This window comes from Streptomyces sp. SID12501, from assembly GCF_010550245.1.
In the GTDB taxonomy this organism is placed as follows: Bacteria; Actinomycetota; Actinomycetes; order Streptomycetales; family Streptomycetaceae; genus Streptomyces.
In genome coordinates this window covers 240,478-264,894 of record NZ_JAAGLU010000008.1, presented here as the reverse complement: position 1 = coordinate 264,894, position 24,417 = coordinate 240,478, and the positions used below count along the sequence as shown (strand labels likewise).

The 24,417-nt window shown below is 69.5% G+C and carries 20 protein-coding genes and 1 pseudogene; 13 read left to right on the top strand and 8 right to left on the bottom strand.

Annotation, left to right across the window (positions count from 1 at the left end):
* Window positions 1-27: 27 nt before the first annotated feature.
* Window positions 28-1,212, bottom strand: coding sequence for a lipid-transfer protein (locus G3I71_RS12055; protein WP_343242936.1), 1,185 nt, complete (start codon window positions 1,210-1,212; stop codon window positions 28-30).
* 110 nt (window positions 1,213-1,322) lie between these two features.
* Here G3I71_RS12055 and G3I71_RS12050 point away from each other — a divergent pair, with 110 nt between their 5' ends.
* The gene (locus tag G3I71_RS12050) at window positions 1,323-2,906 is read left to right on the top strand and encodes a FadD3 family acyl-CoA ligase (RefSeq protein WP_164313968.1); all 1,584 of its coding nucleotides are present in this window, start codon (window positions 1,323-1,325) and stop codon (window positions 2,904-2,906) included.
* A gap of 628 nt (window positions 2,907-3,534) precedes the next feature.
* Here G3I71_RS12050 and G3I71_RS52685 read toward each other — a convergent pair.
* Window positions 3,535-4,482 carry a nucleotide disphospho-sugar-binding domain-containing protein gene (locus G3I71_RS52685; RefSeq protein ID WP_343242935.1) on the bottom strand — a complete coding sequence of 316 codons (948 nt, stop codon included), beginning with the start codon at window positions 4,480-4,482 and terminating at the stop codon, window positions 3,535-3,537.
* 412 nt (window positions 4,483-4,894) lie between these two features.
* Here G3I71_RS52685 and G3I71_RS12040 point away from each other — a divergent pair, with 412 nt between their 5' ends.
* The gene (locus G3I71_RS12040; RefSeq protein WP_164313966.1) at window positions 4,895-6,409 is read left to right on the top strand and encodes a hypothetical protein; all 1,515 of its coding nucleotides are present in this window, start codon (window positions 4,895-4,897) and stop codon (window positions 6,407-6,409) included.
* A gap of 28 nt (window positions 6,410-6,437) precedes the next feature.
* Window positions 6,438-6,962, top strand: a complete 525-nt coding sequence (locus tag G3I71_RS12035) for a hypothetical protein (RefSeq protein WP_164313965.1) — start codon at window positions 6,438-6,440, stop codon at window positions 6,960-6,962.
* Window positions 6,963-7,496: 534 nt separating this feature from the next.
* Here the strand turns inward: G3I71_RS12035 and G3I71_RS12030 are convergent.
* From G3I71_RS12030 to G3I71_RS12020, 3 genes are all read right to left on the bottom strand, one after another.
* On the bottom strand, window positions 7,497-9,470 hold the full coding sequence (locus G3I71_RS12030; protein ID WP_164313964.1) for a hypothetical protein: 1,974 nt from the start codon (window positions 9,468-9,470) through the stop codon (window positions 7,497-7,499).
* A gap of 316 nt (window positions 9,471-9,786) precedes the next feature.
* Complete coding sequence (locus tag G3I71_RS12025) at window positions 9,787-10,080, bottom strand: DUF397 domain-containing protein (RefSeq protein WP_164313963.1); 294 nt, start codon at window positions 10,078-10,080, stop codon at window positions 9,787-9,789.
* Window positions 10,061-10,912: a helix-turn-helix transcriptional regulator gene (locus tag G3I71_RS12020; RefSeq protein ID WP_164313962.1), complete on the bottom strand. Its 852-nt coding sequence runs from the start codon at window positions 10,910-10,912 to the stop codon at window positions 10,061-10,063. Before G3I71_RS12020 ends, G3I71_RS12025 begins: the two co-directional genes overlap by 20 nt.
* A 131-nt stretch (window positions 10,913-11,043) precedes the next feature.
* Here G3I71_RS12020 and G3I71_RS12015 point away from each other — a divergent pair, with 131 nt between their 5' ends.
* From G3I71_RS12015 to G3I71_RS12000, 4 genes and pseudogenes are all read left to right on the top strand, one after another.
* Window positions 11,044-11,271: a hypothetical protein gene (locus tag G3I71_RS12015; protein ID WP_164313961.1), complete on the top strand. Its 228-nt coding sequence runs from the start codon at window positions 11,044-11,046 to the stop codon at window positions 11,269-11,271.
* Window positions 11,268-11,585, top strand: a pseudogene (locus G3I71_RS12010) (ATP-binding protein); the annotation flags it as partial. The gene G3I71_RS12015 and the pseudogene G3I71_RS12010, both read left to right, overlap by 4 nt.
* Before the next feature lie 114 nt (window positions 11,586-11,699).
* Window positions 11,700-11,978, top strand: a complete 279-nt coding sequence (locus G3I71_RS12005) for a hypothetical protein (RefSeq protein ID WP_203730036.1) — start codon at window positions 11,700-11,702, stop codon at window positions 11,976-11,978.
* Window positions 11,979-11,997: 19 nt separating this feature from the next.
* Complete coding sequence (locus tag G3I71_RS12000) at window positions 11,998-12,375, top strand: hypothetical protein (RefSeq protein WP_343242934.1); 378 nt, start codon at window positions 11,998-12,000, stop codon at window positions 12,373-12,375.
* Window positions 12,376-12,474: 99 nt separating this feature from the next.
* Here G3I71_RS12000 and G3I71_RS11995 read toward each other — a convergent pair whose 3' ends face one another.
* Both G3I71_RS11995 and G3I71_RS11990 read right to left on the bottom strand, forming a co-directional pair.
* Window positions 12,475-12,675, bottom strand: a complete 201-nt coding sequence (locus tag G3I71_RS11995) for a hypothetical protein (RefSeq protein ID WP_164313959.1) — start codon at window positions 12,673-12,675, stop codon at window positions 12,475-12,477.
* Window positions 12,676-12,902: 227 nt separating this feature from the next.
* Window positions 12,903-15,917, bottom strand: a complete 3,015-nt coding sequence (locus G3I71_RS11990; RefSeq protein WP_164313958.1) for a BTAD domain-containing putative transcriptional regulator — start codon at window positions 15,915-15,917, stop codon at window positions 12,903-12,905.
* Between the two features lie 155 nt (window positions 15,918-16,072).
* Here G3I71_RS11990 and G3I71_RS11985 point away from each other — a divergent pair, with 155 nt between their 5' ends.
* The 6 genes from G3I71_RS11985 to G3I71_RS11960 all read left to right on the top strand — a co-directional run bounded on the left by G3I71_RS11985 (window position 16,073) and on the right by G3I71_RS11960 (window position 23,534).
* A complete protein-coding gene (locus tag G3I71_RS11985) occupies window positions 16,073-17,338 on the top strand; it encodes an amidohydrolase family protein (protein ID WP_164313957.1) in 1,266 nt (421 codons plus the stop codon).
* Between the two features lie 199 nt (window positions 17,339-17,537).
* Complete coding sequence (locus G3I71_RS11980; RefSeq protein WP_164313956.1) at window positions 17,538-18,380, top strand: vWA domain-containing protein; 843 nt, start codon at window positions 17,538-17,540, stop codon at window positions 18,378-18,380.
* A gap of 2 nt (window positions 18,381-18,382) precedes the next feature.
* Window positions 18,383-19,231: a hypothetical protein gene (locus G3I71_RS11975; RefSeq protein ID WP_164313955.1), complete on the top strand. Its 849-nt coding sequence runs from the start codon at window positions 18,383-18,385 to the stop codon at window positions 19,229-19,231.
* Between the two features lie 212 nt (window positions 19,232-19,443).
* Window positions 19,444-21,672, top strand: a complete 2,229-nt coding sequence (locus G3I71_RS11970; protein ID WP_164313954.1) for a hypothetical protein — start codon at window positions 19,444-19,446, stop codon at window positions 21,670-21,672.
* A gap of 138 nt (window positions 21,673-21,810) precedes the next feature.
* A complete protein-coding gene (locus G3I71_RS11965; RefSeq protein WP_239149088.1) occupies window positions 21,811-22,758 on the top strand; it encodes an LLM class F420-dependent oxidoreductase in 948 nt (315 codons plus the stop codon).
* 77 nt (window positions 22,759-22,835) lie between these two features.
* Complete coding sequence (locus tag G3I71_RS11960; RefSeq protein WP_343242933.1) at window positions 22,836-23,534, top strand: LuxR C-terminal-related transcriptional regulator; 699 nt, start codon at window positions 22,836-22,838, stop codon at window positions 23,532-23,534.
* A gap of 70 nt (window positions 23,535-23,604) precedes the next feature.
* Here the strand turns inward: G3I71_RS11960 and G3I71_RS11955 are convergent, their stop codons facing one another.
* Window positions 23,605-24,396, bottom strand: coding sequence for a hypothetical protein (locus G3I71_RS11955; protein ID WP_164313953.1), 792 nt, complete (start codon window positions 24,394-24,396; stop codon window positions 23,605-23,607).
* Between the last annotated feature and the right edge of the window lie 21 nt (window positions 24,397-24,417).

Here is a 24,417-nt window from a genome sequence, read left to right as displayed (position 1 = left end):
TCCTCAACTTCTCAGGTTCGCAACTTCTCAGGTTCTCAGCAACAGGGCCGAAGTCGGGACGCCCTCGCCCGCGGTGACGAGGCAGGTGGAGGCCCCCGGGACCTGGGCGGTGCTGGTGCCGCGCAGTTGCCGTACGCCCTCGGTGATGAGGTTGAAGCCGTGGACGTACGCCTCGCTGAGGCCGCCTCCGCCGGTGTTGATCGGCAGTCGGCCGCCGCTCTCCAGGGCGCCTCCCTCGGTGAAGGCGCCGCCCTCGCCGCGTCCGCAGAAGCCGTAGCCCTCCAGGGAGAGGGGGATGAGGGCGGTGAACGCGTCGTAGAGCTGGGCGACCTGGACGTCGTCCGGGGTGAAGTCGGCGTTTTTCCAGAGGTGTCGGGCGGCTGTCCAGGCCGGGCCGGTCAGCGGGTCGTCGTTCCAGTAGTTGACCATGCCGTGGTGCTGGGCGGGCAGGCCCTGGGCGGCGGAGTGGATGTAGACGGGGGCGCGGCGGCAGTCCCGGGCGCGCTCGGCGGAGACGACCACACAGGCCAATGCTCCGTCCGTCTCCAGGCAGTTGTCGAAGAGGCAGAGGGGTTCGCTGATCCAGCGGGAGGTCATGTACATCTCGCGGGTGAGCGGGCGGTCGTACATGATCGCGTCCGGGTTCTGGTTCGCGCGGTTGCGGCAGGCGAGGGCGACGTTGAAGAGATGGTCGCGGGTCGTGCCGTACTCGTGCATGTGGCGGCGCGTGAGCATGGCGATCTCGTCGGAGGGGCGCAGCAGCCCGAAGGGGCGCGTCCACTGGGCGGGGGTGGGGAGTTGGGCGCTGGTGTTCCGCCAGGGCCGGGGTCCGGAACCCCTCTTCCGCGACCGCCAGGCGACGCCGACCGTGGCCTGCCCGGTGGCTATCGCGGCGGCCAGGTGGGCGACGGTGGCGCAGGAACCGCCGCCGCCGTAACCGACCTTGGAGAAGAAGGTGAGGTCACCGAGACCGAGCGCCTTGGCGACCTCGACCTCGTCGGTCTCCTCCATCGTGTAGGAGGCGAGGGCGTCGACCTCGGAGGGTGCGACACCCGCGTCGTCGAGCGCGGCGAGGATCGCCCGGCACGCCAACGTCCGTTCGTTCTCGGGGAGTTGCTTGGCAAAGGAAGTCTGTCCGATGCCGGCGATTGCGGTGGCGTCCTTGATACCGGTGACGCCCCTGATTCCGGCTATAACTGGTGCGACTGCCACGACTGCACACACCTCCGCACGCGTGCCCGGCTGCTGACAGGGCGTCAGGTTACAGCTAATCTGACGGTCAGTCAGCTCTTGTGCGGTGAGGTGTTGTGGGGAGGCTCGCGGTGCGCGGTGACGTGGAGTGGGGCAGCATTCCGGGGCTGGTCCGGGCGGCGGTGGAGCGGTACGGCGACACCGAGGCGGTCGTGGACGGACGTACCCGCATCTCGTACGCGGAGTTGGGCGCGCGGGTGGAGCGCGCGGCGGCGGCCTGCGTCGCGAGCGGGGTGGAGGCAGGCGACCGGGTGGCGATCTGGGCGCCCAACTCCCTCGACTGGATGGTGTCCGCGCTGGGCGCCGTGTCGGCGGGCGCGGTACTCGTACCGCTGAACACCCGCTTCAAGGGCGCGGAGGCGGCGTACGTACTGGCGCGCAGCCGGGCGAGGTTGCTGTTCGTGACGGGCACGTTCCTGGGCACGTCGTACGTCGCCTCGCTGCGGAGGGCAGCGGGAGGCGGCGTCGGTGGCGGCCCCTTGGCGGGGCTCCCTGAGCTGACGGACGTGGTGGTGCTGGGGGAGGACGCGCCGGCCGAGTTCCGTACCTGGAAGGACTTCCTGGCGGGCGGCGACGGCGTGGACGTGCGGACCGTCCGGGCGAGGGCGGAGGCGGTGAAGGGGTCCGACCCCTCGGACATCGTCTTCACCTCGGGTACGACGGGACGGCCGAAGGGGGCCGTGATCACGCACGCGCAGTCCCTCCGGGCGTACGAGATCTGGAGCGAGTTGGCGGGACTGCGGGAAGGTGACCGCTATCTCGTCGTGAACCCGTTCTTCCACACCTTCGGCTACAAAGCAGGGGTGTTGGCGTGCCTGATGCGGGGCGCGACCCTGATCCCGCAGCCGGTGTTCAACGTCGACACGGTGCTGGCGAACGTGGCGGCGGAGCGGGTGTCGGTCCTCCCCGGCCCGCCCACGCTGCTTCAGTCGGTCCTGGACCACCCCTCCCGGGCCGCGTACGACCTGTCCAGCCTGCGACTGGTGGTGACGGGGGCAGCGGTGGTGCCGTTGCGGCTGGTGGAACGGTTGCGTACGGAGCTGGGTGTGGGCACGGTCCTGACGGCGTACGGCCTGTCCGAGGCGAGCGGCATCGTCACGATGTGCCGTCGGGGCGACGCGGCACCGGTGATCGCGTCGACGTCCGGGCGGGCCGTTCCCGGGGTCGAGTTGAGGGTCGAGGCACCTTTGGGTGAACCCGGTGAGGTGCTGGTGCGGGGCTTCAACGTCATGCGCGGGTACTTCGAGGACGCGGAGAGCACGGCTGAAGCCATCACGGGGGAGGGCTGGTTGAGGACGGGGGACGTCGGCGTGCTGGACGGCGACGGCAACCTGCGGATCACCGACCGCCTCAAGGACATGTTCATCGTGGGCGGCTTCAACGCGTACCCGGCGGAGATCGAGCAGCAGCTCGGACTGCATCCGGACGTGGCGGACGTGGCGGTGATCGGCGTACCGGACGCGCGGCTGGGGGAGGTCGGGAAGGCGTACGTGGTGCGGCGGCCGGGGGTGTCGCTCACCGGGGACGACCTGATCGCCTGGGCCCGGCGTGAGATGGCCAACTACAAGGTGCCGAGGGCGGTCGAGTTCGTGGGCGGGCTGCCTCGGAACGCGAGCGGGAAGGTCGTCAAGGGGGAGTTGCGGGCGGGGGGTTGAGGGGAATCGACCTTCCTGCTGGGCGACAGAGGCTCACGCACGCTGGGTGACAGGGGCTATCGGACGTCGACGTAGTCGGTGACCCGGGCGCTCCGGAGGTAGTGGTTTCCCGTCTGGCGGTCGTAGGCGACGGATCCATGCTCGGGGTGTATCCGGCGATGCGGCGATGCGTGCGCGCCCGATACCCGGATTGTCGGCGGCGATGATGTTCACGCCGGTACAAAAACTACACAAGCAGTACCAAGGTGAATCAGGTGTTTGTCATGGAAACGGCAAAGATCGGCAATGCCACCTCGATAGGCGGGCCGGACGACTCCCGCTGAGGGCTGGCCAAAGGTGTCCGGCTGGGGGTACAGCAGCCGGAAGGTGTGCGGTGCGGCGGGCCTACGTGTGATACGCGATCAGATGACTGGGTGACGCCTCTTTATATCCACCGAAACCCACCTCGCTCAATTGCAACGAATGTAAGCGGACATGTCGTCCCCCTCTGTAACGGAACCAGCACAGGGGGCGCGTACGGAACTCACTCCCCAGAACCCGGCCCCTGCTCCTCGGTGCCGCCGCGTCGGTTCTTCTCGATGGCAGATCGTGATGACGGCCGTGATCGCGGCCGTCATCCCCGCAGTCGTCACGTTCGTCCTGGCCGCCCGGGACGGCGGCACGGAGCCTCCGGGCACATCACCTTTGAGCGCGTCCCCCTCGTGCTCCTTCCCGGCAGTGTGGCTCCGTGCGCCGGACAAGGTCGGCAGCACCTTCCAGACGACGGCCAAGTTGAACTGCCCGCCGCCCAACGGGACGAAGTACTACCTGGTCGCCCAGCTGGACAACTTCGGCGACCCGGGCACCGAGCGCCGAGCACACCGTCTACTGTCCGAGGGACCCCATCGCCTCGGGGCAGGAGAGGAGGGTCTACACCACGACGCGCGACATCCACGAGTCCGAACTCCACTGCAAGCGTGCTCTCTACTACCTGAAGGTCACCACCGATCAGGAGCAGGAATTGGTGGCCAATCTGCAGGGCGACTGCGCGTTCGAGCTCCCGGCCGGCGTTGAGACGGTCTCCAATTTTGTCACCGTCGAGCGCGCCTGGAAGTAGGGCGCGGGCGTGTCTGAAGGAACTCCAGGGGCGCAATCGGGAGCTGGCCGAATGCGCCGACTGGAGCGGTCGAATCCCACGGTGGCCGTCGCGGTTGCTTACGCGTACCTCGTCGCCTCCGGTGTTCCGGCCAAGCGCGATGGCCGGCATGAGGGTGTGGGCGAGGGGCTCGGTCAAGGAGTCGGTGGTCGGGGTGGTGAGGGCGTGGGCGGTGCCGATCCGGAGGTCGTGGAGGCGCTCTGCCCAGTAGTGCTGGTCGACGTGTTGGGGGATGACCAACTGGGGTGCCCCGGCACGGGCCGCCGCGGTGGTGGTGCCCGGGCCGCCGTGGTGGATGACGGTGGCGACTCGTCGGAAGGGTGCCTGCTGGTTGACCTCGTCGATGGACAGGCGGTCGGGTTCGCCGTCCAGCAGGGCGAGGTCGGCCCAGCCTCGGGACGCGATCGCGCGGCGGCCGTGGGCGCGGGCGGCGCGGATCATGCTCGTACTCAGGCACTGCGGGGCCCGGATGCTGCCGAAGCCGGAGTAGACGGGCGGTTCACCGGCGTCGAGGAACTCCTCCAGTTCCGGGGGCGGAGCACCCGGTACTGCGGCGGGATCCGGCAATTTCCGCAGGACTTGAGCGCAATTTGAGCTCACCGGCAAAGCAAGTTGATCTCTATGGCAAAACGATCCCCAAGCTCGTTGACCCTTTGAGTTTTGCCGCGTTAGCTTCCAGTCAAGCCGCAAACGACCTGACCAGCGCGGCGCAAGGCGGGGGAACGCGCCAAAGGCGATCGATCATGCCCCGCCGCATTTCGCAGCCGCACTTCGTGAGGCTTCACTTGCCCCAACGGGGACCCGGGAATCCGTGGAACTCCGGGGGAAAATCGGGGAATTGGGGAATTCATTCATGGCCGAAATATCTGGCAGACGGCTGACTCTGGCCACTGCACTCAGTGTTGTCGCGGCCTCGGCCGTCATGGGTTTGGCGATCTCCGCACCGGCCCACGCCGCCTGCACGGCGGCACTGGACACGCCTGGCTGCGGCTCCACGGGCACCAGCAGCCCCACGCCCTCGCCGACGGCGAGCGACGTCAAGCCGACGGACTCCGCGGCCCTTCCCAGCAGCGGTCCGACGATCACCGCCGCGCCCAGCCCGAGCACCCTGACCGCGGTGTCCGGAGCGCCGACGGTCAAGGGGGTCTTCACCCTGGGCAACGGCTCACCGCTGGCCGGCGCGACCGTGACTTTGACGCCGGTGGACGAGGTGCCGGCGGACGGGAGCACGATCACGCCGACGACGGTGGGTACGGCGACCACGGCCTCGGACGGCAGTTGGTCGTTCACGCTGCCCTCAACCCTGCCAAGCACGCTGCAGACCTACGCGGACAACAACGGCGGGGTGCTCTCCCTGGAGGCGTCCTTCTACGGCCAGGCCGCGGACGGCACACTGCTGACCGGCACCGACTACGTGGATGCCGGAGTGGCCACTGGTTCCGCGACCACGGAAGGGTCGGTCGCTGCTCGCGCCGAGACGTCGGACACTGTGGCGATCCACCCCGACGTGGACGGGACGCTGGTGACGCCCGCAGACTCGACGCTGGTCGACAGCGCGGACACCACCGACAACGCGGACAGCACCGACGGCACGGACAGCTCGCCCACCACGTCGGGGAACACCTGGCAGTCGGCGGACGGCGCGTCCACCACCGGCTTCTCCCCGGACGTGGTCGACGGCGTCGACTACAGCGCCGTGACGCCGAAGCTCGGCGGAGGGTGCGTACCCAGCAAGCACGTGATCAAGCAGCACGACTACTACACCACCATCGGCGAGGCTCACGCCTACTACGACACCACGGCCGCCTTCGAGTACAACAACACCCTGTCCAGCACCTGGGGGGTCGCGACCAGCGTCGACGGGAAAGACTGGTCCATCACCTCGAAGATCTCCCGCAAGAACACCACCGGCCACGCGGTCGGCTTCGCGAACCAGGGGCCCCGCTGGGCCAAGCGCTTCCAGATTCCCGTCAAATACCAGGACATCGACCACCAGTACGCCTGCCCTGAGGGCAAGGTCACACATTCGTACTCCATCGTTCCAGTGGGCTACGACATCCCGGCCGGGGGCGCCGTGGCGAGGTACGGCGCCGATGTCAGCTCCAAGGACGGCCTGGATGCATACCGGAAATCGAATCCCGCCTATCGTGCGGTCCTCGGCAAGAAGCAGTACGTGACCATCACCTCTGGTAACTCGGTCACTTATGGCATTGCCGCCAAGGTGTTCGGGGTGTCGATCAGCCTCGACACGGAGTACGGTGCCTCGCACTTCCAGAAGATCACCGCAGGGTCGGGAGGCGAGGAGCATGACATCTGGGGCGCCAAGGGCAAGATTTCGGGGCACCCCGGTGTCATCTACTCGTACTAGCCGCCGCGGTCGCAGCCGGGCGCTCACCGTGACGGCCCTGCTGGCTCTCACAGCAGGCTGCGCAGGGACGAGTACTGGCGGCGGGGTCACCCCGGGGACGGCGCTGCAAGCGGAGGGGCCGGGAACCACCGGTGCCCTCGGTTTCTCGGACGTCAAGGTCGGTGACGTCTACCGCCTGGCCTTCCCTCTCACGAGGAACACGTCCAAGCAGCCTGTCTCCGTCACCGGGATCAAGCTCCTCAACATCCCGGCGGGGGCCAAGGTTCTCGGTTACTCCGTCTACTCCGTGAAGGAAACGCCCGGTTACCGCCTGGGCTACCAGGAAACCGCGCATCCCACCGCCGGCGATGTGGACCTCGACAAGTACACGAACTATGCCGGGCACCCCTACACCATCAAGCCAACAGTGCTCAGCGACAAGTACGCGGTCGCGCGGATCAAGGTCACCGGGCAGATCACCAAGCCCCTCTCGGGCTGCCAGGCCGACTACACCCAGGCAGGCCACACCTACCACCAGACCCTGACCTGCAAGTTCGGCCTCGACATGGCCTGAGCGAGCATGACGGCACAACCGCCTCCCATCTCATGACCCACCCAACCGCCCTGCCCCGACTGCCGGGGCAGGGCGGTTGGGTGCCTTCGGCCTCTCCGTAGGCACGGTCGACGCCGAGGCTTGGCCCGGCCACGGTTGCGATGCTCGCTCTACAAGGTGCCGAGGGCGGTCGAGTTCGTGGGCGGGCTGCCTCGGAACGCGAGCGGGGAGGTGGTCAAGGGGGAGTTGCGGGCGGGGGGTTGAGGGGTGGGCACCGCAGTGTGGGCGGGGAGGGGCAGCACGCCGTCCGTGTCCCGACCCGGACGGGGCTGCTGCGGACCGAAGCACACGGAACACGTGACACGTGTGCGGAAACCGTCCTGGGGCCGGTGCATGCCCTTGGTGTCGCCGGTGATCGTCGGCAGAGAGGGGAGCCGACGATCACCGGCCGCCGCCGCTGCGGTCGAGGCGGAGGGCGGAGAGCGGGGTGTGCGGCGGAGCCGGGCTCTTCGACGATCCCGAAGCCGCCCGGGCGGACACCGGCGGAGGCCCTGCCTAGCGCACGGTCACGGACTTCGTGGTGGTGCTGCCCTTCGCGTAGCCGGTGCTGTGGGCGGTGACCGTGGCGGTGATCTTCTTGCCGCGGTCGGCGTTGACCGTGGTGTAGGTGGACTTGGTCGCGCCGGAGATCGCCTTGCCGGCGCGCTTCCACACGTACGTGTAGGACGTGGCGGAGGGCGACCATGTGCCGTGCGCCACCGACAGCTTCTTGCCGACGCGGGCGGTGCCGGTGATCGACGGGGCCGTGACGACCTTGAGGGTGACGCCGACGGCCACCGTGACCGGCGAGGAGGTCGAGGAGACGGAGCCGGCGCCGTTGGAGACGGTGACGCGGCAGGCGAGGCTGTGCTTGTAGTCGGCGCCGGTCAGGGTGCGGGTCCTGGCGGTGGCGCCGCTGATGGCCTTGCCGTCGCGCAGCCAGGCGTAGCCGGCGGTGGCGTTGGTGCCGGTCCAGGCCGCGCCGCAGGTGAGGATGCGGCCGGTGCGGGCGGTGCCGGTCAGACCGGCGGCGGTGGTGATGACCGGCTTGACCAGGAGAGTCTGGGATTGTGTCAGGACCTGCGAGGTGTAGCTGCCGCCGGACGCGGACGCGGCCTGGGTCCAGACGACGGTGGCCCGGCCGTCGGGACCGGCGGCCACCTGGCCCACCAGTGCGTCGGTGTTGGCGAGGTAGGCGACAGGGGTGGTGTTGAGCGCGGCGGCCTCGGTCCAGGCACCGGCAGCGCGGACCGCCCACTCCAGGTAGAGGTCGTCACCGTTGTCGACGCTGGGCACCTGTCGCCACACGGCCTGTACGGTGCCGTCACCGCCGATGGACGCGGAGACCTGCCGCGCCGGGCCGGTGGACAGGACCTTGGGCGTGGACCATGTGCCGGTGCTCGCCGAGCGCGTGACGGCCTCGACGCTCGACGAGCCGATGGTGTTGGCCCAGACGTAGGTGACGTCCCCGTCGGGGGCGGTCAGCGGTGCGCTGTCGGTGCTGTAGGCGAAGGAGGAGGCCACGGTCTGCGCGCTGCCCCAGACCCCGGACGGGGACGTCCTGGTGGCCGACTTCAGGTCGCCCGTGCCGGCGTTGCCGTCGCCGTCGTCGGCGGTCACCCACAGCACGGTGGTGGCGTCGTGGGCGTCCATCGCGACACGTACGTTGCCCGATGTGCCGTCGCTGCCGGGGACCACGGACGGGGTGCCCCAGTCCGCCGCCGCGGAGGTCCGGGTCGCCGTCGTGACGGCGTTGGCGACTGATTGCGCGGCGAACTGGTCGTACTCGTCCCAGGCCGCCGTGGCGGCGCCGTCGGGGGCGACCGCGATCCCGAGGTCGTAGACGAAGTCGGTGGAGAGCGAGGTGAGCGGCTCGGCCGTGGACCAGGTCAGCGAGCCCGCGGCGCGGGTGGCCGTCATCACCTGGGTTTTCGCGCTTTCGCCCTGTACCCAGACCGCCGTGAGCGTGCCGTCGGATGCGGCGGCCAGCTGCGGCGGCGAAATGTTGGACCCGGCGTAAGAGGTGAGGGTTGCCGGGTCCGACCAGCTCGCGGTCCCCGGGTCGTACGTGGCGGCCAGCAGCGCAAGAGAGCCGTCCAGGTAACTGCCCTCCTGCCAGGCCACCGTGGCCCGGCCGTCCGCCGCTGTGACCAGGGTGGCCCCGGCCGTCTTGTCACGGCCCGTGGCCAGCGTGTGCGCGGCGCCCCACGTGCTGCTCCCGGCGGGCCGGACCGCGGCCTGGAACTCCCAGGTCGTCTCGCCCGCCGCCTTGTTCCGCCACAGCGCGAACGCGGTGCCGTCGGCAGCCACCTTGACGTCGATCAGGCTCTGCTGGCCGTCGGTCCCGGTCAGGGCGGCCGTGGAGCTCCAAGGGCCGACCGCTGAGGCGTACCCCGACGCCAGGGCGGGCGGACCGGCCAGAGACAGGGCAGTCACCAATGTGGCCAGCGCCGTCAATGCTGTGCCCGTACGGCGCATGTCGATCGCCACGAGGCCCCCCTCTGCGTAAGTGTGCGTACGTCCGCGCACGTGGTCCGGCCCCGCGCCGAGTGGTGATTCGGGCGGATCATGACGACCGGGGAGCAGATAGTACCTACGTACTCTGAGAGAACTTCGGGGAGGGGGGCCGTGGCCAATTGCTCACCGGTGGCGGACTCCCGGGCGGTGAAGTGCAGGTGCCGGATCTCGTCCATGGCGTCATGCCAGGCGGGTTCGCCATGGTCGACGGTCCGTGCCGTGTAGTCAGCGGTACGGAGCTGTGCGGCGGGCGTCCGCTCGAGCCGAGGGATGCCGACGTGCTGTGCGGTCAGCCCTTCACGTCGCTGAGGAAGGCTGCCCAGGCGCCGGCCTGGAAGAGGAGTACGGGGCCGTTGTGGGGGGCGGTTTTGGAGTCGCGTACGGGGATGACGCGTGTGGCTTCGGGGTGGGCGAGGGCTACCTCGACGCAGTCGCCGCCGCTCCCGTTGCTGTGACTGCTCTTGCGCCAGAGGGCTGCTCCGGGGAAGGCGCCGGCGAGTTCTACGCAGTCGCCGCCGCTGGCATTGCTGTAGCTGCTCTTGCGCCACACTGCGGTGCTCAAGTCACGCTGGATGCTTGCCATTTCGGTAGTCCTCTGCCGCTTGCTCGATCATGGACAGGGACGCTTCCGGAGGAAGTGCTGCGGCCCTGAGCAGATCGTACGACCTGCGGTAGTTGCTCACGAGGGCTGGATAGTCGATCAGTTGGCCGCTGTGCAGTCCCTCGGTGTAGACGACCGGGGGAGCGTCCGGGAAGGTCATGAGTTTGATCATGCCCATCATGAGAGGGTGGGCGACAGCCGTTTTCGGCAGGATCTGCAGAATGCCCTGCGTCGAACGGATCACGTGAGCGATGTGCTCCAGTTGCTCCGCCATCTCCTTGGGCGGCAGGAGCGGTTCACGGATCAGGGACTCATGGAGGATGGCCCAGAACGCGGGCGGCTCCTCGCGTGTCCAAAGCTTGGCGCGCTCCCCCCGAGCCTTGACCTGCTTCTCGACCGTGCTCGGGCGTAGCCAGGGCATCCCTGTCTCGATGACCTTCTTGGCGTATTCCCTGGTCTGGAGGAGGCCGGGGAGGAGCATCGGCGCCCACTCCTCGATCGTGTCCGCGCTCGTCTCCATCTCGACGACATCCGCGAAATACTCCGCATGCCCCGACTGCTTCGCCCTGCGCGCGTCTTCACAACGCCGAGTGAAAAAGCCGTCCGTGCCGAGTTTCGCGTCGACATGGCGGGCCAGGTCGTCCGTCATCCGGCGTTCGCCGCGTTCGACCTGGCTCAGGAACGAGATGCCGCGCCAGCTTCCCTCGACCAACTGTTCCAGGGTCAGGCCCGCCTGTTCCCTCAGGTAGCGCAACTCCGCGCCGTAGAAGGAGGGGACGTTCGCGGACGCGTCGGGGTCCTTACGGGAAGGCACAACTCACCACCGCCTCTTTTCAGTTGCGCTGCGCAACGTGAATCCCTTCCACCGTACGCACAGTCACGTCACTCTGTGAGGGAATCGTCACAGAGCGCACTTGGGTGTGCGCTGAACAGGGAGGTCACCCCGTGGAGCCGACGCAGCCGAACCCCACCGTCTACGACGTCACCCTTTGCGTCGAGGAACTGCGTGCCGCCCTCGGCGCGCATGGCATCACCTTGCCGTCCCTGCGGATCGATCTGCCGAGTTTCGCGGGGAGTTACCGCCCGCCCATGGGACTGGTCGAGCTGGGTGGCTGCAACGCGGGCACCGCGCGGAAGCTGGCCGCCGTGCTCAGGAACGCGGCCGAGCAGTGAACGCGACGACGGTGGCGGACTTCGGTGCCGAACTGCTGGCCGTCGCCAAGGCGGTGCCGGAGCTGCGGCGGGCCGTGCGGGAGTGGTTCGGGGAGGAGGCGTACGGGCGAGTGGGTGCGGACGTCGAGCTGTGCGTCACCGAGCTGGTCGGCAACGTGATCCGGCATGTGGGCGAGGGGACGCCCGTTTCCGTGCGGGTGGGCTGCGTGGACGGTGCCCGTATCCGGGTGGAGGTGGGTGATCCCGACCCGCGCGCTCTTCCGGTGCTGCTCAGCGCCACGGGGGCTGATGAGTCAGGGCGTGGGCTGGCCCTGCTCGGCGCCCTCGCTGTGCGGTGGGGCGTGGACGTGAGGGGCGTGGGCAAGACGGTGTGGTGCGAGGTGGCGGGTGACCGGCCAGGCGCGGAAAGGGGCGGTATGGTGATTGGTATGGCAACGAAGAAGTACACCGTGACACTGCCGGAGGAGCTCGCCGAGGAGATCCGGAGCGAGGTCGGTCCCGGCGAGTTCAGTGCCTATGTCACGCGGGCCATAGAGCGTCAGCGAGAACAGGACCGGCTGGGGGAGCTGGTGGCGTGGATGCAGGAGGAGGGCGGGCCGCTGACGGAGGAGGAACTGGCGGCGGCGGAGGCCGAGCTGCGCGAGGCAGGACAGCACTTCGCCGAACCCCGAGCCGCTGCTGGCGGCGATCTTCCTCTGGCGGGCTGAAATGGTGATCGACTCTCTGGTGCTGGACAGCGAAGGACTGTCGCGAGCGGCGCTCCGCGAGCGCACGATGACGGCTCTGTTGACGACCGCCCAGAGCAAGGGCATCCATGTGGTGACCAGCTCGATGACCTTGATCGAGGCGTTTCACGGCCAAGTGCGGCGACCGGCCTGGGCATGGGCGATGTCCCGCGTCGTCGTGGAGCCGGTGACACGCGAGGTCGCCGACGCGGCGGTCACGCTGTTGGAGGAAACTGGGCTGCACGGCCACAAGTACGCGATCGATGCCGCCCTGGCGGTTATCGCGCAGCGCCAGCTCGGAAACGTGGCGCTCTACACGTCCGACGTGGACGACATGAAGAAGCTGTGCGGGGGGCGCGTGTCGATCAGGGCGGTATGAGAGCCCCGGACACACCACGACCGCGGCGGCTCCCCCTCCGCGCCGCCGCGGTCGTTCCCCGTGTGCAGGTGTACGTCTGTGGGAGCCGGAGCCAGTGGCTCAGACCGGCTCGTCCGTCGCGTGGATGTCGTCCGTCTTGGCCGTGGCCGGTTCCGTCGTGGCGTGGATGTCGCCCAGGATCGTCGCCGTGGCCTTGGTCTGCTTGGCCGGTTCGGTCGTCGCGTGGATGTCGCCCAGGGTGGTGGCGGTGACCGGCTCGCTCGTCGCGTGGATGTCGTTCGTCTTGGTCTCGTCGCTCATCTTGCTGTCTCCCCTGTGATGGTGACCGGTGTACGGAGGGCCCGCCCCGCGACTCCCCCGCGGACTGTGGGGCGGGCCCTGGGCCGGTTCACCATAAAGGTCCGGCCCTCTGTCGTTCCGCCTGCCCCCCGACGCGACGGCTCGACAGGGACGAGCCTGCCGGAGCGCGATAAACGAATGATGAACGCCGCTCATGCCCCTCGTCCCCGGCCGCGTCCGGGCGACCCTCAGCAGTTCGTACGCGTCGCCCGCCCCAGCAGCTCCCGCACCGCGTCCGCCTCCGGTGCCTCCAGTGACTCGAAGATGCCGAGCGCGTCCTGCCAGCACACCTGGGCGCGGTCCAGCTGGCCGATGCCGTGCAGGGCGCGGCCGAGGACCGTGAGGACGTTGCCGCGCCGCCACTCGCCGCCGATGCCGCGCAGCACCGTCAGCGCGAGCTCGGCGTTGGTCGCCGCCCGTGCCGAACGGGCCGCCGCGAGATCGACCTCGGCGAGGCGGAACAGGGTCATGCCCTCCCACAGGCGCTGCCTGCTGTCCTGGAACACCCGCAGGGCCTCGTCGAGATGGCCGGCGGCCTCCGTCAACCGGCCGCTCTGGGTGAGCGCCAGGCCGAGTGCGTAGCGGCCGTTCGCTCCCCGCAGGGCGTGGCCCATCGCGTCGTACATCGCCGTGCCCTGCTCGGCCAGGGCGACCGCGCTGTCGGTGCGGCCCGTGGCGAGGTGGATGCGGGAGAGGTTGCACAGGGCGCTGGCCTCGCCGGGGCGGTCCGCGCAGTCGCGGAAGCTCTCGATCGCCCGGGTGAGGTGTGCCTCGCCCGAGTCGTGCCGGTTCTGGTAGAGGGCCACGACACCGCTGATGTTGGACGACCAGCAGGCGGTGAGGCGGTCGTCGGCCGCGAGCGCCAACTCCGTTGCGCGTTCCGACTCCTGGATGGCGACATCGAAACGGCTGCTGGAGAAGCAGTGCACGAAGGCCAGCGCGGTCAGGATGCGGGCCTCCGTGCGGTGATCACCGGCGGCCCGCGCCGCGTCGCGCACGATCGCCGCGACCGCCTCGTACTCCTTGGAGTTGGTGCCGGACTCGGCCAGCTCGACCGCCGCCCACAGCACATCGGCGGCGCGGCGCAGTGTGTCCGGCCGGGTCGCGGACTGCCGGACGCAGGCCAGTACGCACACCGCCTCCGCGTGCACCCAGTCCTGCGCGGCGTGGCTGTCGGCGAACGTCAGCCCGGGGTACTCCGCGTGCTCCAGATGGTCGACGAGCCTGTCCTCGGGGCGCTGGATCCGGTAGGTCGCGGCGACCGTCGCGAGGTAGAAGTCGAGGAGGCGCGACATGGCCGACGCCCGTTCGCCGGGCGGGTGTTCGTCCCGCTTCGCGCAGGAACGCGCGTAGAGGCGTACGAGGTCGTGGTAGCGGTAGCGGCCCGGCGCCGCCGATTCCAGGAGTGAGGTGTCCACGAGGGACTCCAGGACCTCCTCCGCTTCGTCGACCGGCAGGCCCAGTACGGCCGCTGCCGCCGCGAGCGAGATGTCGGGGCCGTCCGCCAGCCCCAACAGGCGGAACGCGCGCGCCTGTTGGCGGTCCAGGGCGCCGTAGCCGAGTTCGAAGGTCGCCTTCACGGCCAGGTCGCCGGCCTGGAGTTCGTCCAGGCGGCGGCGTTCGTCGCCCAGCTTCTCCGCCAGGACGGACACCGTCCACGTCCTGCGTGCCGACAGCCGGGACGCCGCGATCCTGATCGCCAGCGGCAGGAAACCGCAGGCCGCCACCACGTCCAGGGCGGCCTTGCGCTCGGCGGCGACCCGCTCCTCGCCCACGATCTTGGTGAAGAGCTGGAGGGCCTCCTCGGGGGACATGACGTCCAGGTCGACGAGGTGGGCGCCGGCCAGGTCCACCATCCGTACCCGGGAGGTGACCAGGGCCGCGCAGCCCTCCGTGCCCGGCAGCAGCGGACGTACCTGAGCGGCGTCGCGGGCGTTGTCCAGCAGGACCAGGACCCGGCGGCCGTCCAGCACCGAGCGGTACAGGGCCGCACGCTCCTCCAGCGAGTCCGGGATCGCCGGGTCGGCCGTGCCGAGGGCACGCAGGAACGCGCCGAGGACCGTCTCGGGCTCGGCCGCCTGCGTGCCGGCGCCCTGGAGGTCGACGTACAACTGGCCGTCGGGGAAGGCGGACCGGGCCTGGTGGGCCACATGTACGGCGAGGGTCGTCTTGCCCACGCCGCCGATACCGGCCAGCGCGGACACGGCCATCACCCGGCCCTGCGCCGACGACGCGGACGCCAGGACCCCGCTCAGCTCGGAGACGAAGGCGGCGCGACCCGTGAAGTCCGAGACCGTGGCGGGGAGTTGTGCGGGACGGACGGGCGCGGGGGCCGGTTCCGGGGCGAGCGGGGCGGAGGGCTCGGCGAGCCCCGGGTCCGCCTGGAGGATGCGCTGCTGCAACTCCCTGAGACCGGGCCGGGGATCGACGCCGAGTTCGTCGGCTAGGAGGCGGCGCGTGTCCGCGTACACCGCCAGCGCCTCGGCCTGCCGGCCGCTGCGGTACAGCGCCAGCATCAGCAGCTCGCGCAGGCGCTCGCGGAGGGGGTGTTCGGCGGTGAGGGCGGTCAACTCGCTGACCGACTCCGCGTGGCAGCCCTGTTCGAGGTCCATGTCGAGGCGGGATTCCAGGAGTTGGAGCAGCCACTCCTCCAACCGGACGCGCTGCGCCTCCGCGTACGGACCCGGGAGGCTCGCCAGGGGCTTTCCGTCCCACAGGTCCAGCGCCTGGTTGAGGACACTCCGGGCATGGCACAGATCCCCGGTGCTCCTGGACTTCTCCGCCTCCGCGGCCAGTTCCTGCGCCACCGTCAGATCCAGCGCGCCCTCCGCGAGCGAACGGATCGCGTACCCGCCCGACTCGCTCACCAGCACCCAGGCGCCCAGCACCTTGCGCAGCCGCGACGCGTATGTCCGTACCGCCGCCAGTGCCTGCGGCGGCGGCTCGTCGCCCCACAGCGCGTCGATCAGCTCGGCCGCCGTCGCCGTCCGGCCCTCGCGCAGCAACAGCGCGGCCAGCAGTGCCCGTTGCTGCGGGGAACCGGTGGGCAGCAGCTCGTCGTCGCGCCAGGCCCGTACCGGCCCGAGCACGCTGAAGCGCAGCGCCGCCGGGGAATCAGCCGAGGTCTCCGCCGGGGATCTCACCGGCGTATCCCTGGGATCCCGCTGTGCCGGCACCCGCGGTACAGCCGGTATGTCACCCATCACCGCTCCCTGCCGAACATCATGACTAGAACAGCAGTTTGCCTTGTCCATGGCATGTGCGTCAGCTCCGGGGACAGCGATCACAGACCTGGGAGCGAAAGGGACGTGCGGACGCGTAGCTGACGGTTCGTCAGATCAGCGCTACCGTGCCCTTTATGGAGACGACTGTGGAGAGTGCAGTGGAGGGTACGGAGACGACCGACACCTTCCCGAAGATCATCTCGGTGGACGACCACACGGTGGAGCCGCCGGGCGTCTGGCAGGACCGGCTGCCGAAGAAGTACCTGGACATCGGCCCGCGCATAGTCCGGGCGCCGCTGAAGTCGATGTCCTTCCTCGGCGGCCGGTTCAAGCCCGTCATGGGCGAACCCGGCGACGACGGCCCGATCGGCGACTGGTGGATCTACGAGAACCTGCACCGCCCCCTCACCCGCCTCGACACCGCCGTCGGCTACGACCGGGACGAGATCAAGCTCGAAGTCATCACCTACGAGCAGATGCGCCCGGGTTCGTACGACGTCCCGCAGCGGCTGGCGGACATGGACATCAACCACGTCCAGTCCGCCGTCTGCTTCCCGACCTTCCCGCGCTTCTGCGGCCAGACCTTCACCGAGGCCAAGGACCGCGAACTCGGACTGCTCTGCGTACGCGCCTACAACGACTGGACGGTGGACGAGTGGTGCGGCCCGGCCGCGCAGGGCCGTCTCATCCCGCTCACCCTCATCCCGCTCTGGGACGCGGAGTTGGCGGCGGCCGAGGTCCGGCGCAACGCGGCCCGGGGCGTCCGCGCGGTCGCCTTCTCCGAGATCCCCCCGCACCTCGGCCTGCCCTCGATCCACGGCGACGACTGGGACCCGTTCCTCGCCGCCTGCGCCGAGACGGGCACGGTCATCGCGATGCACATCGGCTCCAGCAGCCGGATGCCGTCCACCTCCGCCGACGCCCCGCCCGCCGTCGGCTCCACCATCACCTTCGCCAACTGCTGCTTCTCGATGGTCGACTGGCTGATGAGCGGCAAGTTCGAACGCTTCCCGCAGCTGAAGATCATGTACGCGGAGGGCCAGATCGGCTGGATCCCGTACATCCTGGAGCGCGCGGACATCGTCTGGGAGGAGAACCGGGGCTGGGGCGGAGTCGCCGACAAGGTCCACCGGCCGCCCTCCGAGCTGTTCGCCGAGCACGTCTACGGCTGCTTCTTCGACGACGCCTTCGGGCTGCGCAACCTCGACTCGATCGGCGTCGGCAACGTCCTCTACGAGACCGACTACCCCCACTCCGACTCCACCTGGCCCGGCTCGCGCGAGGTCGGCGAGGCGCAGATGGGGCATCTGGACCCGGAGGTCGTGGAGCGGATCGTACGGGGCAACGCGATCGACCTGCTGGGGCTGACGCCGGACGGGCTGTGGAATCCCGGGAGTTGAACGGTGCGCGGGCAGTACGGGGCACGTATCAGTGGATTCCCCCGTAGCCCCCCGTAGAACGGCTGGTCATCCGGTACCGTGAACTCCCTTGGGGGGCCAAGTGGTCGGATGGTGAAGACGCACTGCCGAACGCGACTGTCCCCCGGCGACCGCACCGCTGCTGTACAGCGACCGCGCAGGGAAAATCGGGGGACGTCCGTTGCCGTACACCGCAGAGATCAGCCGGACCAACCCAGGATGCTTCATCTTCCTCGTCGACCAGTCCGCCTCCATGGGCGACCCCATGGAGAACGGTGAGACGACACAGCCGCGGGCCGAGGTCGTGTCCAACGCCATCAACCGGCTGCTGACGGAACTGTCGGTCAAGTGCGCCAAGGAAGAAGGCGTACGCGACTACTTCCACGTCGCGGTGATCGGCTACGGCCACAACCGCGTCGGCTCCGCCTATCAGGGCACCCTCGCCGGCCGCGACCTCGTTCCGCTGAGCGAGGTCGCCAACAACCCGGCGCGGGTGGAGAGCCGTACCAAAAAGGTGTCGGACGGCGCCGGCGGTCTCGTCGAGACGTCCGTCCAGTTCCCGGTGTGGATGGACCCGGTCACCAACGGCGGTACGCCCATGACCCGGGCCCTCGGTTACGCGAACACCCTGGTGGGGCACTGGGTCGACATGCACCCCGGCGGCTTCCCGCCCATCGTCCTCAACCTCACCGACGGCGAGTCCACCGACGGCGACCCGACCAGCGCCGCCATCAACCTGGCCTCGCACGCCACCGCCGACGGCCCGGTCCTCCTCTTCAACCTGCACGTCTCCGGCAGCGGCGGCGCCCCCATCACATTCCCGGACGCCGAGGAAGCGCTGCCGGACACGTACGCCAAGCTGCTGTTCCAGATGTCCAGCGTCCTGCCCGGCCACATGCGTTCGTACGCCGCCTCGCAGGGCCACCGCGTCAGCGACACGACCCGGGGTTTCGTGTACAACGCCGACATCGTCTCCATAGTGGAGTTCCTCGACATCGGCACCCGTGCGACGGAGCTGCGCTGACCATGGGGGACATCCCGGCGCTGCCGCAGGCGCAGTGGTTGTGGACGCAGAAGTCGGGCAGCAGCGAGCGGGAGTGCGAGGACGCCGCGTACTGCTGGCAGTCCGGAGAGGCGGGCGTCGACAGCGCCGGACGGGCCGTCGCGTCGCTGTACGCCGCCGTGTCCGACGGCGCCTCGGAGAGCCTGCTCGCCCGCGACTGGGCCATGCTCCTCGTCGCCGACGCCGTCGAGTCCATGCGGCTCGCCGGTGACTGGTGGGAGGAACTCGACACGTTCGTACGGGACTTGATGGAACGCTCCGCACTGCACTGGGACGCCTTCCTCACCCGCTACCAGGCCGAGCGCGCCGCCCAGGGCAGGCCCATCACCTGGTACGAGCAACCTGGCCTGGAAAAAGGGGCGTTCGCCACGGTTCTGGGGGCCGAGATCCGGGCCACCGTCCTGGAGGACGGCACGACCCGCTGGTTCTGGTACTCCTTCGCCCTCGGCGACAGTTGTCTGTTCCAGCTGCGCGACGGGCGCCTCCTCGACTCCTTTCCGTTGCGCACGGTCGAGGAGTTCGGGATCACGCCCCAGCTGCTGGGCAGCCGTAACCATGACGTACGGCTGGTCGCGGACCGGATGCGGGTGGCTCACGGGGAACTGCTGCCGGGCGACGAACTCCTGCTCACCACCGACGCGTTGGCGGCCTGGTTGCTGTCCCGCGAGACACGGGAGGCAGGGGGCGAGGCCGCGGCCTTCCCGGCCTTCGCCGCGTTCGACCAGCAGGACTTCGCCGAGTGGGTGGACGACCAGCGGGCGCGCGCCCGGATGCGCAACGACGATGTGACCCTCGTCCGAGCGGGAGTGTGACGTTCATCCGTATACCTGTGTAGCCGTGTCACGATGCGGCGTTCTTCCGGACGGTGGCGAGAGCGAGAGCGAGAGGGGAGACAGGAATGGCGGTGTCCCGCGGCGGTCGCCCCGGTCACGGTCCCGGTCAAGGGCCTGCTCAAGGACCCGCTCAAGGTCCCGGCACCGGATCGACCAGGAAGTTCCCGACGGGAGCGAACTACGCGGAGGCGTTGCAGCACCCCGAACTGTGCTTCAGCGACCCGGACCTGAAGCACGGCACGGTCCAACAGAGCCCGGTACTCGGCCCGAAGGCGATCTCCGGGAACTTCGCCAGCGTCTTCTCCGTCACGGCGACGAACGGGCAGCGGTACGCGCTGAAGTGCTTCACCCGGGACAGCGCGACGCTCGGCAAGCGCTACTCGGCCATCAGCTCGGCGCTCGGCGGACTCGGTGGTGTCGGCACCGGTGGGCTGTCCCAGCCGTGGCCGGTGGGCTTCGACTTCCTGGAGCAGGGCGTTCTGGTCGGCCGGGAGTGGTACCCGGCGGTCAAGATGACCTGGGTCCAGGGCACCGGCCTCATCAACTGGATCGAACGCAACCTCCACGACCCGGCCGCCCTGCACACGCTCGCCGACAGGTTCCTGGCCATGACCGTCGACCTGGAGAGGAACGGCATCGCCCACGGCGACCTCCAGCACGGCAACCTCCTCGTCGCCGCCGACGCGACCTTCCGGCTCGTCGACTACGACGGCATGTACGTCCCCGCTCTGCGCGGAGAACAGCCGACCGAGAACGGCCACCGCAACTACCAGTCGCCCTCCCGTACGGCCGCCGACTTCGGCCCCGCCATGGACCGCTTCTCCGCCTGGAGCATCGAACTGGCCCTGCTCGCCGTCGCCACGGACCCCGGCCTGTGGACCCAACTCCATGACAGACACGGCGAGTTCCTGATCCTCTCCGAGGCGGACTTCAAGGAACCGGCGACCTCACTGGCCTGGCCGGTCCTGCTGAGCCACCCGGACAAGCGGGTACGAGCCGTCGCCGGCCGGGTCAAGGGCTTCCTCGGCAAACCGGCGTCCGCCCTGCCGCCCCTGACCGCCGGCGCCGTGAAGCTCCCCGCGCAACGGACCGCATCGGCGTCGGCGTCGGGTACGGGTGCGGGGGGTTACGCGGCCGGGGGCGGCCTGGGCGGCGGCCGTCCTACGGTCACGTCCTGGACGCCGGCCGCGTCCGGGGCGTCCACGTCGGGGGTGCCGGCCTGGATGGCGGGACGCATGGCCGCGTCGACCGCTCCCTCCGCCGCCGCCCAGCCCTCGGCACAGCAGCCCGCTGCCGGACTCGCCGCGTTCTCCGGGCTCTCCGGCTTCGGCGGGCGCAGCGCCGGTGACCTGTTCGCGGGTCTCGGCGCGCTGCTCAGTACGTCCGTGCCGGGTGCGCTGGTCCTCGCCGCGGCGCAGCCGCTGGACGTCCTGCCCGCGGCACAGGGCGTGGCCCTGCTCACCTCCGTCGCCGTGATCGGGTTCGGCCGACGCCGGCGCCCCGAGTACCGGGCGGCGCGCAAGCGGATGCGCGACCTGAAACGGCGCTCCCGCGAGCTGGCCGACCCGGCGAGCGCCCATCAGCGCCTGGAGAAGGAGATCCACTTCCTCGACGACGCCCTCGCCAAGGACAACACGGCCTCCGACCAGCGCATCCAGGCCCTGCAGCTCGAACTGCGCGACGCCCAGGCCCGTATCACCATGGACCTCAACCGGCGTACGGACCAGGCCCAGCAGCAGTTGGCGGGGCTGGCGGCGCAGGAGCAGCGCCGGGTCGCCAAGGCGCTGGAGCCCGCGATCAGGGCGTACATCCAGGACAAGCTGCGCAGGACGTCGATCCAGGAGGCGCGGTCGCTCAGCAACATGGGCAACAAGATGGTGCAGGCGCTCCAGGACGCGGGGATCCGTACCGCGGCGGACTTCATCGGCGTCGACTTCTCGAACAACCCGTCCGTCGTGTACCTGGTGCGTCCCAGTGGCCAGCGGATACGGGTGCCCGGCATCGGCGAGGCCCGGGCCACCGCCCTCAGCGACTGGCGCCAGGGACTGGAACGCCGGGCCAGGGCATCGGCGCCCACCACGGTGCCGCCGGCGGCCAAGGCCCAGATCAAGGCGGACATCGCGGTGCTCCGGCGGACCCACAAGGCGGAGATCAAGCAGGCGGAGGCCGAGGCCCTGCAGAAGAAGGCCGCCCTGCAGCAACGGATCACCGACGAACGAGCCCGCCTCACCACGCAACGCCAGCAGCGAGCGATGGACACGCAGCGCAAGCGCGCGGAACTCCTCCAACGGCAGAAGCAGTTGGCGGGCGCGGAGGCGGAACGGGTCAGGGTGGAGGCGGAGCTGGGCGTCGCGCGGAGGGAGACGCGGGGGCCACTGGGGGCGGGCAGGTACGTACGGTTCCTGCTGACCGGACGGTAAGAGGACATGTCACCGGCGGGGACGCGGAAGGAAGGTCCGCAACCCCTTGCCTGACGATGCGTCAGCCGCAACGATGGCCATCGCGGCCTGAAGTGACGGATCGTCAGATATGACCAGCCAGGGAGAGGGAAGCCCCCCATGACCTACGGCATGCAACTCCCCATCCAGTCCCAGTCCACCCTCTACACCGAACCCTGGGAAACCTCGGCCACCCCCGCCGACCTCGTCGACATCGCCCGCACCGCGGACCGCGCCGGCTTCGCCTACCTCGCGGGCTGCGACCACGTCGCCATCCCGCGCCGTCTCGCCCCCGCGATGAGCACCGTCTGGTACGACCCCGTGGCCACCCTCGCCCACCTCGCCGCCGTCACCGAGCGCGTACGGCTCCTCAGCCATGTGGCCGTCGTCGGCCTCCGTCACCCCCTCCTCACCGCCAAGCAGTACGCCACCCTCGACCACCTCTCCGGCGGGCGCCTGATCCTCGGGGTCGGGGCGGGCCACGTACAGGAGGAGTTCGAGGCGCTGGGGGTCGACTTCGAACGCCGGGGTGCCGTGCTCGACGAGACGATCGACGCGTTGCGCGCCGCGCTCGGCCCGGACGAGTTCCCGGAGCATCACGGCAAGTTGTACGACTTCGAAGGGCTCGGCCAGCGGCCACGGCCCGCCCAGGAACGCGTACCCCTCTGGGTCGGCGGGTCGTCCCCCGCCGCCGTACGCCGGGCCGCGCTCAAGGGCGACGGCTGGCTGCCGCAGGGCGACCCCCGCGACCGCCTCCCGGACCAGATCGCCCGCATCCGGCGACTGCGCGAAGAGGCCGCCGTCCAGGGGCCGTTCACCGTCGGTGCCATCACCGAGCCGCTGTACGTCGGTGAGCCCGGGTGGGATGTCGGGCGGCGGACGATCAGCGGGCCGCCCGAGGTGCTCGCCGAGTCGCTGCGGGCGTACGGCGAGATGGGGGTGGACCAGATCCAGGTGCGGTTCCGGAGCCGGGGTCTCACTGAACTAACCGACCAAATAAGCGCGTTCGGGGCGGAAGTGGGCCCGCTGCTGGGGGACCTGTCTGACAGCTTTCCTGGATCTCTTTGAACCTTTGAACATGTCCATGCTGGGGCGCGTACGTAGGGACGTACGGACGTCATCGTTCCGGCGGAAGGACATGCGCGGTGCACGCTTCCCGGCTCGTCGACCACCCCTCACCCAGGCTGTCCGTCGCCCTCGCCTGCGCTGAGGGCGAGTGGCCGCACCAGGACTGGCCGGACCCCGACGACCCGTACGTGGGACGGGCATTGCACGTGACCCCGCCCTACCGTGAGCTGGGGGAGCAGGGCGCGGTGGACGTCGTCGTCCTGCGGTGCGACGAGCCGACGGCCGACTTTCCGGTGCTGTTGAAGGCCATGGGTGCCGTGAGCGTTCCGGTGATCGTCGTCAGTCCGCGCCGGGACACCGAGACCGTGGTGGAGGTGTTCCGGGGCGGCGCCGGCTATCTCGTCGAGGGCGACTACTGCACCTGCATGCTGGCCTCGGCGGTCATGGCGGCCACGGTCGGGCACACCTACCTCTCGCCGGTCGCGTGCGCAGCCCTCCGGGAGGGGGCCCAGCGGGTCTCGGGGGAGGGGACGAAGAGCGCGTCCGTCGCGGGGGCGGCGATGGAGCGGCTGCGCAGTCTGCTCTCACCGCGCGAGCGGCAGATCATGGAGTTGCTGTCGACCGGCCTGGGCGCCCAGGAGATCGGGCTGCGGTTGAGGCTGAGCGAGAAGACCGTCCGCAACAACCTCAGCAACATCTACGCCAAGCTGAACGCTCGGGGGAGTACGGACGCGGTCCTGAGATGGCTGGGGGCGACTCCGGCTGTTCGCACATGAGAAGTGTGAGAACAACCGGTGCCGCCGTTTTCCGCTGTGCTCTGTTCGCTGAATTCGGTCCCGGATCTCGCTACGGTGCGGGAATCTCCGACACCGGGATTTCGACGTCCGTGACGTTCGCGCCGCCCTCGCCGAATCCGGGCTCCGCCCTGCTGCTGTTCTCCGAGTTCTGAAGTCCGTTTGCCTGGGGGGTTTCGCACTCGACGTTGCGCAGCCAGAGGCGGCCGTCCGGGGTGCCGTTCTTCAGGAGCTGCGGATAGAAGACGTGCACGCTCGTGCCGCCCTCGCTCGGCGAGAAGAACACCTTCTGGCCGTCCTGCTCGTCCTTGTACGTGGCCCTGAGGAATCCGCTCACGTCGGTTCGCTTCTCCGACCACATGAAGAAACCGATGTGGTCGGCTTTCACGGTGTCGGTCCGGGAGAAGTCGAATCCGGTTCCCGTGTCGTCACGCTTTAGGTCGATCTCCGTGGTGTTGAACTTGGCGCCGATCTCGAAGAACGAGTTTCCCAGCTTCGAGTCGGCGGAGGCGGTGAATCCGTCCTCCAGTGTGATGGACCTCGTCACCGACGCGGACACGCTGAAGGTCTTCGTCAGGGGGCTTGTGGAACCGCAGTTGTCGCTGATGGTGGAAACGCGCTTGTTGGGCCCGAGGTTGTCCCTCTTGAACTGGACGTCGACGAATGCGCAGTCGTCCAGCTTCGGGGAGTTCTCCGCGCAGTCCCTGGTCACTTCGGAGGGGGTCGCGGCACCCGCCTGGTTCATCAGCGGAACGGCCACCGCGATGGCCACCACCGGAGCCATGGCCATGACGATGCGCTTCTTCTTGCTCCGGTGACTGCCCTTGCGGCTGGTGCGGGTCATCGTGCGTCTCCTTGCGGGGAA

Excerpts from the sequence above, each read along its gene's own strand:
- G3I71_RS52685 (WP_343242935.1), bottom strand. The coding sequence starts at position 4,482 with ATGATCCGCGCCGCCCGCGCCCACGGCCGCCGCGCGATCGCGTCCCGA.
- G3I71_RS12040 (WP_164313966.1), top strand. The coding sequence starts at position 4,895 with ATGGCCGAAATATCTGGCAGACGGCTGACTCTGGCCACTGCACTCAGT.
- G3I71_RS12025 (WP_164313963.1), bottom strand. The coding sequence starts at position 10,080 with ATGGCAAGCATCCAGCGTGACTTGAGCACCGCAGTGTGGCGCAAGAGC.
- G3I71_RS12005 (WP_203730036.1), top strand. The coding sequence starts at position 11,700 with ATGGCAACGAAGAAGTACACCGTGACACTGCCGGAGGAGCTCGCCGAG.
- G3I71_RS11995 (WP_164313959.1), bottom strand. The coding sequence starts at position 12,675 with ATGAGCGACGAGACCAAGACGAACGACATCCACGCGACGAGCGAGCCG.
- G3I71_RS11990 (WP_164313958.1), bottom strand. The coding sequence starts at position 15,917 with ATGGGTGACATACCGGCTGTACCGCGGGTGCCGGCACAGCGGGATCCC.
- G3I71_RS11985 (WP_164313957.1), top strand. The coding sequence starts at position 16,073 with ATGGAGACGACTGTGGAGAGTGCAGTGGAGGGTACGGAGACGACCGAC.
- G3I71_RS11975 (WP_164313955.1), top strand. The coding sequence starts at position 18,383 with ATGGGGGACATCCCGGCGCTGCCGCAGGCGCAGTGGTTGTGGACGCAG.
- G3I71_RS11965 (WP_239149088.1), top strand. The coding sequence starts at position 21,811 with ATGACCTACGGCATGCAACTCCCCATCCAGTCCCAGTCCACCCTCTAC.
- G3I71_RS11955 (WP_164313953.1), bottom strand. The coding sequence starts at position 24,396 with ATGACCCGCACCAGCCGCAAGGGCAGTCACCGGAGCAAGAAGAAGCGC.